Annotated in this window: 12 protein-coding genes and 1 pseudogene; 6 read left to right on the top strand and 7 right to left on the bottom strand. The window is 35.6% G+C overall.

Annotated features, from left to right (window positions below; genetic code table 11):
* The first annotated feature begins 10 nt into the window (after positions 1 to 10).
* On the top strand, positions 11 to 523 hold the full coding sequence (locus WC622_RS08445; RefSeq protein ID WP_372819121.1) for a hypothetical protein: 513 nt from the start codon (positions 11 to 13) through the stop codon (positions 521 to 523).
* 61 nt (positions 524 to 584) lie between these two features.
* Here WC622_RS08445 and WC622_RS08440 read toward each other — a convergent pair whose 3' ends face one another.
* Entirely contained in the window at positions 585 to 947 is a 363-nt protein-coding gene (locus WC622_RS08440; RefSeq protein WP_372819119.1) for a TM2 domain-containing protein, read from the bottom strand.
* Between the two features lie 12 nt (positions 948 to 959).
* Complete coding sequence (locus WC622_RS08435; RefSeq protein ID WP_372819117.1) at positions 960 to 1262, bottom strand: DUF2752 domain-containing protein; 303 nt, start codon at positions 1260 to 1262, stop codon at positions 960 to 962.
* Positions 1263 to 1455: 193 nt separating this feature from the next.
* Here WC622_RS08435 and mfd point away from each other — a divergent pair.
* A pseudogene (mfd, locus tag WC622_RS08430) lies at positions 1456 to 4794 on the top strand (transcription-repair coupling factor).
* Positions 4795 to 4823: 29 nt separating this feature from the next.
* A complete protein-coding gene (locus tag WC622_RS08425) occupies positions 4824 to 5033 on the top strand; it encodes a DUF3820 family protein (RefSeq protein ID WP_372819115.1) in 210 nt (69 codons plus the stop codon).
* Between the two features lie 150 nt (positions 5034 to 5183).
* Here WC622_RS08425 and WC622_RS08420 read toward each other — a convergent pair whose 3' ends face one another.
* The 4 genes from WC622_RS08420 to WC622_RS08405 all read right to left on the bottom strand — a co-directional run bounded on the left by WC622_RS08420 (position 5184) and on the right by WC622_RS08405 (position 10574).
* Entirely contained in the window at positions 5184 to 5900 is a 717-nt protein-coding gene (locus WC622_RS08420; protein WP_372819113.1) for a DsbA family protein, read from the bottom strand.
* 118 nt (positions 5901 to 6018) lie between these two features.
* Positions 6019 to 8754 carry a M14 family metallopeptidase gene (locus WC622_RS08415; protein ID WP_372819111.1) on the bottom strand — a complete coding sequence of 912 codons (2736 nt, stop codon included), beginning with the start codon at positions 8752 to 8754 and terminating at the stop codon, positions 6019 to 6021.
* An 82-nt stretch (positions 8755 to 8836) separates the two neighbouring features.
* A complete protein-coding gene (locus tag WC622_RS08410; protein ID WP_372819109.1) occupies positions 8837 to 9643 on the bottom strand; it encodes a phosphatidate cytidylyltransferase in 807 nt (268 codons plus the stop codon).
* Positions 9633 to 10574 (bottom strand): type II CAAX prenyl endopeptidase Rce1 family protein, encoded by a 942-nt coding sequence (locus WC622_RS08405; RefSeq protein WP_372819107.1) that lies wholly within the window; start codon positions 10572 to 10574, stop codon positions 9633 to 9635. The genes WC622_RS08410 and WC622_RS08405 overlap by 11 nt, the downstream gene beginning before the upstream one ends.
* 51 nt (positions 10575 to 10625) lie before the next feature.
* On the opposite strand from WC622_RS08405, the gene dusB reads away from it, so the two are divergent.
* Together dusB and apaG are read left to right on the top strand one after the other, a co-directional pair.
* Entirely contained in the window at positions 10626 to 11633 is a 1008-nt protein-coding gene (gene dusB / locus WC622_RS08400; protein ID WP_372819105.1) for a tRNA dihydrouridine synthase DusB, read from the top strand.
* A gap of 30 nt (positions 11634 to 11663) precedes the next feature.
* On the top strand, positions 11664 to 12050 hold the full coding sequence (apaG, locus tag WC622_RS08395) for a Co2+/Mg2+ efflux protein ApaG (RefSeq protein WP_372819104.1): 387 nt from the start codon (positions 11664 to 11666) through the stop codon (positions 12048 to 12050).
* A 69-nt stretch (positions 12051 to 12119) separates the two neighbouring features.
* Here the strand turns inward: apaG and WC622_RS08390 are convergent, their stop codons facing one another.
* Positions 12120 to 12815, bottom strand: coding sequence for a zinc metallopeptidase (locus WC622_RS08390; protein WP_372819102.1), 696 nt, complete (start codon positions 12813 to 12815; stop codon positions 12120 to 12122).
* Positions 12816 to 12902: 87 nt separating this feature from the next.
* Between WC622_RS08390 and WC622_RS08385 the strand changes: the two genes are divergently transcribed.
* A complete protein-coding gene (locus WC622_RS08385; protein ID WP_372819100.1) occupies positions 12903 to 14042 on the top strand; it encodes an NAD(P)/FAD-dependent oxidoreductase in 1140 nt (379 codons plus the stop codon).
* Positions 14043 to 14066 lie beyond the last annotated feature (24 nt).

Raw genomic sequence — 14066 nt, 5'->3', positions numbered from 1 at the left:
AACAATTAAAATGAATAAATTCATCCTTTCTTTTTTATTCTCAATAACGGGATTTATTTGTTGTGCCCAACTAAATTATAGTAGCAGGTTAGAAATTGGGTATTTACCTTATTTAAGTCAAACCATAAAGGTTGAACCGGGGCCTACTTGGAAAGGTTACGAATTAGATAACAAACAAAATGGTTTACAAATTAGCGCTATAAATGGCATTAATATCAAAGAAAGGTTATTTGTTGGCGTCGGAGTTAGTTATTTAAATTATGAAGGTATAAATGGATATTCTTTTTTTGGCGATATCAAATTTTTGACCTCCAAGAAAAGATTATCACCGTTATTAAATTTTAGGGCCGGGGATTCTAAGCTTAATAATCAATATGAGAACGGGAGTAAGTCTGGAACTGTAGAATTTGCGGCAGGAATAAATTACAAGATGACTAGCCGATTTAATATTTATGCAAAAGCTGGTTTTATGTTTGCTCACGGGGCCACATTTTCCCCAATCAGAATTGGTGTAGGCATTTAAATAACAAATCCTTACCCGTTTTAAACAGATAAGGATTATTTATAAAATTTGTGTGTATGGTTTATTGGAAATTACTCATTCTTGTCATTTGTAAACTTTCGAAAACCATCTTTTGATTATGCTCAAAAGCCAATTCTTTGTGGTTAATGATATCTACAATTGATCCGATTAAACATAATCCGCCAGTGAATAAATATAAAATACCCATTCCTATTTGTCCGATGATGAACCTTTGTAAGCCTGGAACTAAACAAAGTCCAATTACACAGAACAAAAGCATATCGCTTGGATTTTTTCTTTTGCCCGAATAAATCATTAAAAAAGTTCTTACTTGTTGCTCATTTAGGCCATTGGTGGCGGTTTGTAAGTAACTATATTCTTGCGGGGTGATGCCCGGTAATGCCATAAATTGTGCGTCAAACATTGCTAATCCTCCTTATACTTTTAAATTAAATCCTTTTTGTTTATTAAATAATTGTTTGGTGAGTTGATAAATGCGGTAGAAAATCAAAATCAAAGCTGGTATACCGAACCAATGATAAGAAAAACTTGCACTTAAATCTCCGTGAAACAATGAGGTAATTGACCTTCCTAATCCACATCCTGGACACCATGTTATTCCTAAATTTGCCAAAGGGCAAAATGTAAAATGGTGTTCATGAGGGTTTGCTGTTGCCAACAATATTAAAGCTAAAACCCAGAAAAATAACTCTAGCGGAAAGCTTTTAATGTACTTCATGTTTCGCGTTTTATATTATTTAGAAACAATGTTAAGTTTTTTGTTACGGCTATTAAATTCAATTCGACGAAACTAAAAAAAATCTCGACCAAACCGCTAGTTAGTTCGAACAAACCTTATTCATATTTGTAATAAATGATGTTTAAATCTCATTACGAACGTCTATTACACAATAATTTTTTACCTTTACCTAGTGAATATTCGCGACCTGATTAATCGATATAAAAAAGACGATCGTGTTGTTGCCCTAGCGCAATCGTTAAATAAAAGTAAGGGGACTAAAACCCAACTAAAGGGATTGGTGGGTTCTGCCGATGCCGTAATTGCTGTTTCAACTTATTTTTTACTACACAAACCGCAACTTTTTATTCTACCCAATAGAGAAGAAGCATCTTATTTTTTATCGGATTTAGAGGGAATATTAGATAAGGAGGTGCTGTTTTTTCCTTCTTCTTTTCGAAAAGCTTTTGAGTTTACCCAAATAGATACTGCAAATGTATTGGCAAGGGCCGAAGTTTTAAATGAGCTTAATCATCAATCTGAATACGGAAAAATTGTAGTTACTTATCCGGAGGCATTGGCCGAAAAAGTAATTGACCGTTCTGTTTTAGAAAAAAACACCTTGGAAATTAGTGTTGGTGCAACTTTAGGAATTGATTTTATCAATGAGTTTTTATTTGAATACGATTTCGAAAGGTCTGATTTTGTATATGAACCTGGTCAGTTTTCTATTCGTGGAGGTATTGTAGATATTTTCTCCTTTTCTCACGAATTGCCATATCGAATTGAGTTTTTTGGTGATACTGTTGAAAGTATTCGGACTTTTGAAATTGAAAGTCAACTTTCTGTAGAGGATGTCAAAAGTCTAACCATCGTGCCTAATGTACAAGCTAAATTTTTGACAGAGAACAACATCAGCCTGCTAGATTATATTGAAAAAGACACACAACTTTGGTTTAAGGATGTAGAATACACCATCGACATTGTTAAAGCTGGTTATAAAAAAGCGGTTGAGCTTTGGAAAGCATTGGGTTTAGCCGAAAAACAACAAAATCCAAATTGGTTAGATCCAAAATTCTCTTTTACAGATGAAAAAATGCTGTCGGATTTATTTCAGGATTTTTCGTTGATAGAATTTGGCAAACAGTTTTTTTATCAAACAGATGATGTAATTCAATTTGAAACTAAACCGCAACCTTCTTTTAATAAAGATTTTGATCTCTTAATTAAAAATTTAAAAGAGAACGAAAGTCAGCATATTCATAACTTCATATTTACTAATTCGACCAAACAAACCGAACGTTTATATGCGATTTTAGATGATATTGATAAAACTGCAAAGTTTACTCCGGTAAATATCCCGCTTCGCGAAGGCTTTTTAGATGCGCAGCAAAAAGTAGCTTTCTATACAGATCATCAAATATTTGATCGTTTTTATAAATACCAATTAAAGAAAGGTTATCAGCGAAGTCAAGCTATTACGCTTAAAGACTTAAGAGAATTAAAGCCCGGTGATTTTGTGACGCATATTGATCATGGAATTGGAAAATATGCTGGTTTAGAAAAGGTAGAAGTAAATGGCAAAACCCAAGAAATGATTCGCTTGGTGTATGCCGATAATGACTTGTTGTATGTGAACATCAACTCCTTAAATCGCATTGCGAAGTTTAGCGGAAAAGATGGTACACAGCCCAAAATGAATAAATTGGGAACAGAGGCTTGGGACAAACTCAAGAAAACCACAAAAAAAAAAGTTAAAGACATTGCCCGAGATTTAATCAAGCTATATGCGATGAGAAAAGCTCAAGTGGGTACTGCTTTTGCGCCTGATGGTTATTTAGAAACTGAACTCGAAGCTTCATTTATTTACGAAGACACTCCCGATCAAGTTAAGGCAACTGCTGATGTAAAAAAAGACATGGAAGCACCACATCCAATGGATCGATTGGTTTGTGGTGACGTTGGTTTCGGTAAAACAGAAATCGCTATTCGTGCGGCATTTAAAGCTGTGGCAAATGGAAAACAGGCAGCCATTTTAGTCCCTACAACAATTCTTGCGCTTCAGCATTTCAAGACGTTTTCATCGCGTTTAAAAGAGTTCCCATGTACGGTAGACTATATCAATCGTTTTAAAACCTCAAAGCAAATTAAGGACACTTTAGAACGCGTAGCAAGCGGAAAGGTTGACATTGTAATTGGTACCCATCGTTTGTTAAGCAAAGATGTGAAATTTAAAGATTTGGGCATCATGATTATTGACGAGGAACAAAAATTTGGTGTTGCGGCTAAAGAAAAACTGAGAGCTTTACGTGTAAATGTGGATACCCTTACGTTAACGGCAACACCCATCCCTAGAACTTTGCATTTCTCTTTAATGGGAGCCCGAGATTTATCGATTATGAGTACGCCGCCACCAAATAGGCAAGCGGTTAATACCGAATTGCACGTTTTTAATGATAAATTAATTCAGGAAGCTGTACAATTTGAATTGGACAGAGGTGGGCAGGTTTTCTTTATTCACAATCGTGTGAACGATTTGAAACAATTAGGTGGATTAATTCAAACTTTAGTACCAAAAGCAAGAATTGGTATTGCGCATGGGCAATTAGATGGCGATCAGTTGGAGGATGTAATGCTCGATTTCATCAATGGTGAAAAAGACGTTTTGGTAGCCACCACAATTATCGAAGCTGGATTAGACATTCCGAATGCAAATACAATTATTATCAATCATGCACACATGTTTGGTTTGAGCGATTTGCACCAAATGCGTGGCCGTGTGGGCCGTTCGAATAAAAAAGCATTCTGTTATTTATTGAGTTTGCCTTTATCGACTTTAACCAATGAAGCTAGAAAAAGATTAAGCGCTATTGAAGAGTTTTCTGATTTAGGAAGCGGTTTTAACATCGCTATGCGTGATTTAGATATTCGTGGAAGTGGAAATTTGTTAGGTGGCGAACAAAGCGGATTTATTGCTGAAATTGGATTCGAAATGTATAATAAAATATTGGATGAAGCGATTCAGGAATTGAAAGATGCTGAGTTTAAAGATTTATTTAAGGATGAACCGCAACGAGCTTTTGTAAACTTTACTCAAGTTGATACCGATTTGGAATTACACATTCCGGATGATTATGTGAAAAGTATTACAGAGCGTTATAATTTATACACCGAACTTTCGAAACTAGAAAACGAGACTGAACTTGTAGCATTTGAACAAGAATTAAAAGACCGTTTTGGGCCAGTTCCTTTGCCTGTAAAGGCGATGCTTAAAGTTTTGCGTCTACAATGGGTTGGCAAACGTTTAGGCTTTGAAAAATTGAGTTTTAAGAAAAATATTTTACGCGGCTATTTTGTGAGCGATAAACAATCAAGATTTTGAGACTCTGAAATATTCAATAAGATTTTAGCTTTTGCACAAATTCACCCTCGTTTGTGTAATTTAAAGGAAGTGAAAGATAGTTTACGGATTTCTTTTGATAACATTGCCAATATAGATGAAGCAATAGAAATGTTAGAAATGGTTCTATAATCTATCGCCACCCTCCTCATTTTCAAATTATGGATCCACAAATGTTAAACGAGTTAATTACCATGAAAATGCCTTTTGGTAAATACAAAGGCTGGGTACTTTCACGCTTGCCAGAACCTTATTTAGTTTGGTTCCAAAATCAAGGTTTTCCTCCTGGGAGATTAGGGCATTTATTAGCAACTATGTATGAAATTAAGCTAAACGGCTTGGAGTATTTATTGCAAGGATTGAAGAAATAGCAATAACCCCCCCGCATGCTCAACTTGTCTTGGCATCGTAATGTAAATGCCTTTTTAGTGTATTAAAGATTAATTATTTACAAAATTTTTATCGCATTAAGATTCCCTCCCTATAGCTATCGGGATTCATGGGAGTGATGATCATCTTAGCTAAATCTCACACCCATTTTCATCACAAACCGCATTATCGTTTTTATTTAACGATTTCAGTTGTGTTGTTGGCTGAGATGCTTTCCATTCCGTAAAACTTTGTGTAATTGCTTGCTCAAAAGTATTAATTGGTTGTGCGCCAGATAGTGCATACTTTCTATCGAATACAAAATAAGGAACCCCTCTAACGCCCAATTGCTGACTTTCATAAATATCGTAACGAACTGCTTCTGCAAAATCATCGCTTTCCAAAACGGCTGTGGTTTCGTCTTTATCCAACCCTAATTCTTCAGCAACGCTGATTAATGTTTCGTGTTTAGCAATATCTTTTGCACCCATAAAATGCGCATTAAATAACGCTTCTTCTGCTTGATCTTGTAATCCTTTGCTTGCTGCAAAATGAAGAAATCGATGTGCATCAAAAGAATTGGCAGGAACATTTGTCGCAAAATTTAAATCTAAACCAACGTTTGAAGCCATTTCAACCACTTGTCCTGTCATTTGTCTCGCTTGTTCCAAAGACATGCCCTTACTTCTCGCCAAATACGTGTATAAATCTTCGTTATTGGTATTGTGATATTCTGGATTAAGCTGAAAACTTTTCCATTCTACTTCAACTTCATTTTTAAACGGTAATTTTTCAATCGCTTTTTCAAAATGCCTTTTACCGATATAGCAAAACGGACACATTACATCAGACCAAATTTCTACTTTCATACTACAAAGATAGCCTTGATGATTTTTGGATTGGTAAGCTAAAAGTAAAAACCCCACTAACAAAAATGTTAGCGGGGTTTTCAAGCTTTCATCATTGCAACGCAATGACGATTAAATTCTACTTATACAATTGGTTAAACATCCATTTAAATGTTCCGTGAGTTTGCGCTCTAAACGTAATTTCTGGACCAAAGGCAAATAATTTCCCTTTTCCATAATCTGCTTCAAAAGCAGCAACACCATCTTGTAAATAACTTTGTCCCCATGCCCAACCACTACGTAAAGGTGTTGCATTAGGAAACCAAGCTAAAGGTTTAATTTTTCCACTTGAAACTGCATCGGCACTTAATTTAAATACAGGGCTATTATCAAAATAAACATCTGCGGTTTTATCCATGCCCCAATTTGCTGGTTGATTTTTATCTATCGAAACATTTAAAACACTACCCGGCACATAATATTTCTCTGCTGGTAATCTTTTTTCTACACCTCCTGTTAATTCTACCATAGCATTGCGAACCGGCAAATTTAAGTGTGCTGCTAAATTAGTCGCAGTACCAATAGCTACAATTTCTCCTCCGGCTTCTAAAAATTTCTTTAATTGAGGAATTGATTTATCCTGCGTCATTCTTCCCAAACGAGCTCTGTATTCTTCAGGAATAGTTTCTGGAGCAGGACTACCAAAACCACCTCTTCCACCTACAGCGGCTGTTGCATTTGAATTGTATGCTGGAATAGAACCATCAACAAAAACTAGTACATCGTATTTGTCCTTTAGGTTTCCTGCGTCAATATCTGGAGCATAAATTACAGTTGCATCAAAGTGGTATTGTTCCATAATAAAACGAATCCAGCCAGAATCCATTGAACCGCCATATGTATCCCATAATGCAATGCGAGAAGGTGCAATTTTAACTGCTTTTGCAGGTTTTTGTGCTGCTGTAATTCTTATTCCAAAACCATGTTCGGCTTTATCTAATATACTTTTAGCTTTCGCAGATGCTGGCACATAAAATGAACCATCTGCAGTATTGCGATAAACTTCTGCTCCACCCTTCAATAATTCATTAACCGCTAAATAACTTTCATTAGCTAATGAACTTAACGTGTAACCGCCACCTGAAGGAAGGGCTTTTGGTGTTGCTTTTAATAATTCTCCATAAGGTAATTTCTCAAACGGTCCATCAAATTTATCTTGGATTCTGTCAAATTTCACATTCATTAAGTACGCTAATGTCCAACCTGCAGCATCATAAGGTGCAATTGGTGGACCGCCTTCGTATTTAAAATCATTCGGGTGATCTTGCGGCTCGAACATGTCTAAAACATGTGGACGAAAAGCTTGATCTGTTTTAACCACGTAACTTCCGGCTGGATAATTTTTGCCAGCAACGGTAAACGGAGCAGTTGCTTTTTGAACCGAAATCCCTGTTCTAATCAACGCGTTTAAAAAGCGAATAGCAGTTGTAAAATCAGGCTGATCTGCAGAAAGAATATATCCTCTCGCATCGCGATTAGCTGGATTTTTCATTACTGTATCCAAATATTTGGTAGACATTGCTCCTCTTCCTTCAAAACCTCCACCCTGTGCTGTTGTGCTAGCCGGTCTTCCCGCTTGTGCAGCAGCATTAATAGCTTCAATCTTTTTAGGAGAGAAAGACCATGTATCTTTACTTCCCCTATCAATAGAGTTTTTACCCATTTGATAAATATTATACAGCAATTCATCATGATAGCGTTGTGCATAATTTAACACCGCATAGTTTAACGAAACTGAATAATCTATCGCATTTTTAAAATACCATTTTTGTGGTGAAATCGGATTTGGCGAATCGCCATTTGGTAATAAACGAGATGGTACCAAAGGGATATCAGATGGTGTTGGGCTACCTACAATTTCTGTTAATAATCCAATCATGTTGTGGAAATAGGTTGTTGTGCGCAAACCTCCATTATACCATGTAGAAAATACCGAACCTCCACGTTGTGTATAACCAGGTTTAGATTCAACGTTCATTCTATTGTGCATTGCCGCACCAACAGCATCTATACTTGTTAATATAATGGGGTCGAAAACATAATTATATGGATCGCGATAAGGCGGACCAGCAACAACTGTTCCTGCCGGGCCAGCTTGATGATGATTGTACATAATTTGCGGAATCCATTCTACAAAAAGTTGGCGACCAATATTTTGAGTTTCCTTTAAGTTTAACATGAAAAAATCCCTATTGTTATCATGCCCTGCGTATTTTTCGTACAAACGAGGAAGGCCATTTATAGATCTTTTCTTTGGGTCTTTTTCTCTCATGTACCAATCACTTACTAATTCCTGTCCATCTGGGTTAGCATGTGTCATTAACACAATTACATTGTCTAATATTTTAGTGGTTTCTGCATCCGTTTTGCTTGAAAGGTTGTACGCCATTTGTATCAATTGATGTGCACCCACAACCTCATTTGCGTGTAAACCGCCGTCAATCCATACAACTGCTTTTCCTTCTGCTGCTAAAGCTTTAGCTTGTTCTGAAGTTAAACCCTCAGCGTGTGCTAGTTTTTGAGAAATCTCTTTATACTTTTCTAAGTTTTTTTGGTTTTCTGGCGAAGTAATGATCAACATATATTGAGATCTTCCTTCTTCAGTTTTACCAATATCTACAAGCTTTACTCGTTTTGAGGTTTCTGCCAGCTTTTTAAAATAAGCTTCTGTTTGAGAGTAATTTGCGAGCTGATAATCGTCGCCAATGTTAAAACCAAAATGTTCTTTTGGAGTTGGTATCGTCTGCGCTTCTGCTAATTGAAAGCAAAATAATAATGCAAGAAACAGTAAGCTACGTTGGTAAAGTTTTGCCATGAGGTTTAGTTTAGTTGATAATCACCCAAATATAAATAGAAAACGAAGGAATGTATGGCTGTTATTGATTTGTTACAGACGCCTAATACAATATCAAATACAAATAAACATAAACAACTGGCGCTGCGATTAATAAGCCATCAAAACGGTCTAAAAATCCGCCGTGTCCAGGTAAAAAGCTACCGGAATCTTTCGCATCAAGACTTCTTTTCAGCATTGATTCTACTAAATCGCCTAGCGTACCGAAACAGACAATTAAAATAGACATACCTGCCCAAACAATCGGTTTCATCTCGGGAAACTGTAAAGAAATCAAATAAGAAACTACCAAACTTGTAAACATCCCGCCAAAAAAGCCCTCCCAGGATTTTTTTGGAGAATGGCGCTCAAACAATCGGTGTTTCCCCCATTTTACACCGAATAAATACGCTCCTGTATCATTTGCCCAAAGCAATAGTAAAAATGCAAGAGGTAAGTGAAAGTTATATAAATTAAAGTTGATTAAAAAACCTAAGGAATAAAAGAAGCAGAAAGGAACGGTGACGTAAATAAAGCCAACAAATGTATATGAAATATTAACAAATGGTATTTTCTCTTTCTTATACAATTCGAAAATAAACACTGAAAATATAAGCGGAACAATGAGCAATAAATACTTTAATTCAAATTGGAAATAATGATAGCTTGCTGTTAATAAAAAGATAATTGCCGCAGCTATAATCGCAATATTTCTATGGGGCCGAATGCCTGAAGTTTTAACTAATTTATAAAACTCCAATAGCGCAACAATGCTTAATATTAAGTAAAAACCCGTAAAAGCGTAGCCATTTATTAATGAGGCAAGCATCACTAAGGTAAAAAAGAAAGCGGTTATTGCTCTAGTCTTCATTTAAATTTGCAGGTTGTGGGCTATTTTGTTCGGTCGATTTCTCTTTTAAAATCCAAAACAAAGCTATGGTTAATATTGCACTAATTAAATAGCCATACCACGCAACCGAAGTTCCATCATCACTAGTTATGGGTAAATTGTGCTTTTGTAAATACCAAGCCATTGCTACCGCATACCCGTTATTTAAAAAGTGAGCAAAAACAGTATACCAAATGCTACCTGTCCAAAAATAGATGTACCCAAATGCTGCGCCTAAAAATAATCTGGGGAAAAATCCAAAAAACTGAAAATGTATCGTACTAAAAATGATTGCTGATGTCCAAATAGCAATATGCGGATTTTTGATTAATCGTAAAAAAGTACGTTGTAAAGCCCCTCTAAATATAAATTCTTCGCAAATCGCTGGTATAATAGCAATTACTAATAGATTGATTAAAAAGCTACCAATAGAACCCATTTTTAAAATTGCTTCTGTGGTTTTTGTGCCTTCATCTTCCATTTTTCTCATCCAATCCATTACCCATTTCAAAGAATCTGGCAATATCATTTTCTGATTTAACTCGTTTATCAATCCCAGAATTGGTGTTGAGCATAGCATCAATAAAAAAATCAATAAAATGAGATTTGCTTTTGGCGTTTTCATACCATAAAAATGCCATGGTTTTTTACCTTCATTTATACCTAAAAATATCGCAGGTATTAAAAAAACAGTTAATTGTTGCAATGTCAAAATACACTTTAAAGCAACCACACCATAATTAAATCCTACCAATAACGTCGGATTAGTAAAAACTTTCAATCCCAAAGTATACAAAATAGGAACGAAGCTTATAATTAAGATTACAATTATTCCAATTGCAATAAAACCACAAAGCTTTAAAAGTTGAATAAAGGCTGAGTTTTCTTTTTTACTTAGGGGTGAGATTTGCATTATTTGTAAAATCCGTAACTTTGTAAATAATTTTGGTTTGAAGATAGAAAAATGTCTGTAAAGATAGGAAATATAGATTTGGGAGAGTTCCCTTTGTTATTAGCACCAATGGAAGATGTGAGCGATCCGCCTTTCCGTTATGTGTGCAAGCAAGGTGGAGCAGATTTGATGTATACAGAATTTATTTCCTCGGAAGGATTAATCCGCGATGCGGCAAAAAGCCGTCAGAAGCTTGATATTTTTGAATACGAAAGACCTATTGGGATTCAGATTTTTGGTAGCGATATCGAAAGTATGCGTGAAGCAACTGAAATTGCCACATTAGCTGGTCCAGATATTATGGATATCAACTACGGTTGTCCTGTTAAAAATGTGGCTTGTCGTGGCGCTGGCTCTGCTTTGCTGCAAGACATTGATAAAATGGTAAAAATGACGGAAGCTGTTGTAAAAGCAACACATTTGCCAGTTACCGTTAAAACTCGTTTAGGCTGGGACGATAACACTAAAAACGTAGAAGAAGTTGCTGAAAGACTACAAGATATTGGTATTCAAGCGTTAACTATTCATGGTCGTACAAGGGCTCAGTTATATAAAGGCGAAGCCGATTGGACTTTAATTAGAGAAATTAAACGCAATCCACGTGTTAAAATTCCAATTTTTGGTAATGGCGATGTAGATAGCGTAGAAAAAGCGGCTAATTGGAGAATGGAATACGAAGTAGATGGAATTATGATTGGAAGAGCCGCAATTGGTTACCCATGGATTTTCCGCGAAGTAAAACATTTCTTTAAAAAAGGTGAACACTTGCCTGGTCCAACATTAGACGAAAGGATAGTAGCCTGTCGTACTCACTTGGATAAATCCATAGAGTGGAAAGGCCCAAAAGTAGGCGTATTTGAAATGAGACGTCATTATGCAAATTATTTTAAAGGTTTGCCTGATTTTAAACCGTATAGAATGATGTTGGTTAAAGAAGAAAATATTGCTGTTATCCATCAAATTTTAGACGAAGTGGCAGAAAAATATGAGAACGTTGTTCCCTTTTCAGAAATGGCTTGATTATTGAAAAGCAATTTATAAATTTAACAAATGGTTACAGCTATAACACAAGGTGTAAAAATTTCGGTAGAAACCATTTACCAAGACGAGCATTCTAATCCTGCAAACGAACATTATATGTTTGCTTACCGCATAGAGATAGAAAACTTATCTGATTATGCAATACAATTAATGCGTCGCCAATGGTTTATCTTCGATTCGAACGGCTCAATTAGAGAAGTTGAAGGAGAAGGTGTGGTTGGTGTTCAGCCCATAATTGAACCCGGCAAAAACTATTCTTATGTTTCTGGTTGCAATCTTAAAACAGATATTGGCAGTATGCGTGGTCATTACTCAATGAATCGTTTAGTTGATGAAACCAGTTTTGAGGTAGATATCCCAGAATTTCAATTGATAGTCCCTTATAAATTAAACTAGGTTTTCAATCTTCATAAAAAAGGGGATGATAATTGCTTACCATCCCTTTAGTTTTTCATTGGTATTTCTTTAATTTCTGTTCCTTCCAAATAGCATTGATGCGTAATATAGCAAGTTGGCCAATGCGCCTAACGCAGCGATTACGTATGTCATTGCTGCCCACCAAAGCGCATCTTTTGCTTGCACATTTTCTTCATCGCTTTGCATTACATTACGATTGTTTCTTAGCCAAAGCAAAGCTCTTTTACTTGCATCAAATTCCACTGGTAGCGTAATAAAACTAAAAATGGTTACCAATGCTAATCCTGCAACCCCAATACCAAGTACTATTGGTGTTCCTTTAAAAATGATTAAAAAAACACCTATCAAAAGCACCCATTGCAAAAGGTTAGAAGAGATACTTACAATTGGCACCATGTTAGAGCGCAATTGCAACCAATGGTATGATTTTGCATGTTGCACTGCATGCCCGCATTCATGAGCGGCTACTGCGGCTGCGGCAACACTTCTGCCATAATAAACATCTGTACTTAAATTAACAGTTAAAGATGATGGATTATAATGGTCAGTTAGTTGACCTTCTAGACTCATTACATTTACATTGTAAATGCCATTATCATGTAGCATTTTCTCAGCTACTTCTTTGCCCGATAGACCAGAACTAAGCTGAGTTTCTGCATATTTTGTAAATTTATTTCTAAATCGCCATTGCACAAACATGCTCAGTAATAGTATCGGGATGATTAAAATTAAATAGGTTCCCATATTCGATGATGTATGTTTTTCAATATCTTTAAATCAAAAAGTGTTCCCATATTTAAAAGACATAAAAAAATTACAATACATTAATCTATGCTTCAGAATTTATCCTACTGGGAAAAAAAGAATTTATTTCATGCCGATGTTATCATAATTGGTAGTGGAATAGTGGGTTTGAATGCTGCAATTACGATTAAATCCATCAATCCAAAAACTAGTGTTTTAGTACTTGAAAGGGGCTTTTTACCATCGGGAGCTAGCACAAAAAATGCTGGTTTTGCTTGTTTTGGGAGTATTTCAGAACTAATAGAACAAGAAAAATTAACCGGAACTGATGGTCTACATCAATTGATTTCGAAAAGATGGAAAGGGCTTTTAAAGCTTAGAGATTTGCTTGGAGATGAATGCATTTCCTTTCAAAATAATGGTGGTTTTGAATTATTTAAGCCCGAACAAGGGGATTTATCAAACGAGTGTGTAGCAAAATTGAGCCATTTTAACGCTCTAATTGAGGATATTGTGCTGCAAAAAAACACTTATTCCTTAACCAATCCCAAAATTAATTCTTTTGGTTTTAAAGGTATTAATGTTCTTATCGAAAATAATTTAGAGGCACAAATTGATCCAGGCATGATGATGAAGGCGCTTTTGGCAAAAGCCTTAGCCCTTGGAGTTCAAGTTTATACAAATTGTAAGGTCGAAGAGATTGTACAAGAAAACAATAGTGTTTTAATTAAAACTAGCCAAGGAGATTTTAAGTGCAAAAAAGTTTTATTAGCTACTAATGCTTTTGTTAATGAATTATTGCCAGATGTAGCCGTTTTTCCTGGTCGTGGGCAAGTGATCATCACTAAACCAATTCCTAACTTAAAAATAAAGGGCACTTTTCATTACAATAAAGGTTATTACTATTTTAGAAATATTGATGATAGAATTCTTTTAGGTGGTGGTAGAAATTTAGATTTTAAGGCTGAGGAAACTACCGAATTTGGTGAAACAGAATTAGTTCAAAAAGCATTAATTAATTTATTAGAAGAAGTTATTTTGCCAGAAACAGATTTTGAAATCGAGCAAAAATGGAGTGGTATTATGGCATTTGGTTCACAATTAGCGCCAATTATTGAAGAAGTAAAACCTAATGTTTTTTGCGCCGTTCGCTGCAACGGGATGGGTATTGCCATTGGCAGTCAAACTGGACAAGAGGCTGGTGAAATGGTTTCGAGCAGTTTATAATCTAAAATCATAATTCTTTTAGTA

The organism is Pedobacter sp. (genome assembly GCF_041662865.1).
Classification (GTDB): Bacteria; Bacteroidota; Bacteroidia; order Sphingobacteriales; family Sphingobacteriaceae; genus Pedobacter.
Note: the sequence above shows the minus strand (reverse complement) of the source record. Positions and strands in the feature narration are given on the sequence as shown.

Excerpts from the sequence above, each read along its gene's own strand:
- WC622_RS08445 (WP_372819121.1), top strand. The coding sequence starts at position 11 with ATGAATAAATTCATCCTTTCTTTTTTATTCTCAATAACGGGATTTATT.
- WC622_RS08440 (WP_372819119.1), bottom strand. The coding sequence starts at position 947 with ATGTTTGACGCACAATTTATGGCATTACCGGGCATCACCCCGCAAGAA.
- WC622_RS08435 (WP_372819117.1), bottom strand. The coding sequence starts at position 1,262 with ATGAAGTACATTAAAAGCTTTCCGCTAGAGTTATTTTTCTGGGTTTTA.
- WC622_RS08425 (WP_372819115.1), top strand. The coding sequence starts at position 4,824 with ATGGATCCACAAATGTTAAACGAGTTAATTACCATGAAAATGCCTTTT.
- WC622_RS08420 (WP_372819113.1), bottom strand. The coding sequence starts at position 5,900 with ATGAAAGTAGAAATTTGGTCTGATGTAATGTGTCCGTTTTGCTATATC.
- WC622_RS08415 (WP_372819111.1), bottom strand. The coding sequence starts at position 8,754 with ATGGCAAAACTTTACCAACGTAGCTTACTGTTTCTTGCATTATTATTT.
- WC622_RS08410 (WP_372819109.1), bottom strand. The coding sequence starts at position 9,643 with ATGAAGACTAGAGCAATAACCGCTTTCTTTTTTACCTTAGTGATGCTT.
- WC622_RS08405 (WP_372819107.1), bottom strand. The coding sequence starts at position 10,574 with ATGCAAATCTCACCCCTAAGTAAAAAAGAAAACTCAGCCTTTATTCAA.
- dusB (WP_372819105.1), top strand. The coding sequence starts at position 10,626 with ATGTCTGTAAAGATAGGAAATATAGATTTGGGAGAGTTCCCTTTGTTA.
- apaG (WP_372819104.1), top strand. The coding sequence starts at position 11,664 with ATGGTTACAGCTATAACACAAGGTGTAAAAATTTCGGTAGAAACCATT.
- WC622_RS08390 (WP_372819102.1), bottom strand. The coding sequence starts at position 12,815 with ATGGGAACCTATTTAATTTTAATCATCCCGATACTATTACTGAGCATG.
- WC622_RS08385 (WP_372819100.1), top strand. The coding sequence starts at position 12,903 with ATGCTTCAGAATTTATCCTACTGGGAAAAAAAGAATTTATTTCATGCC.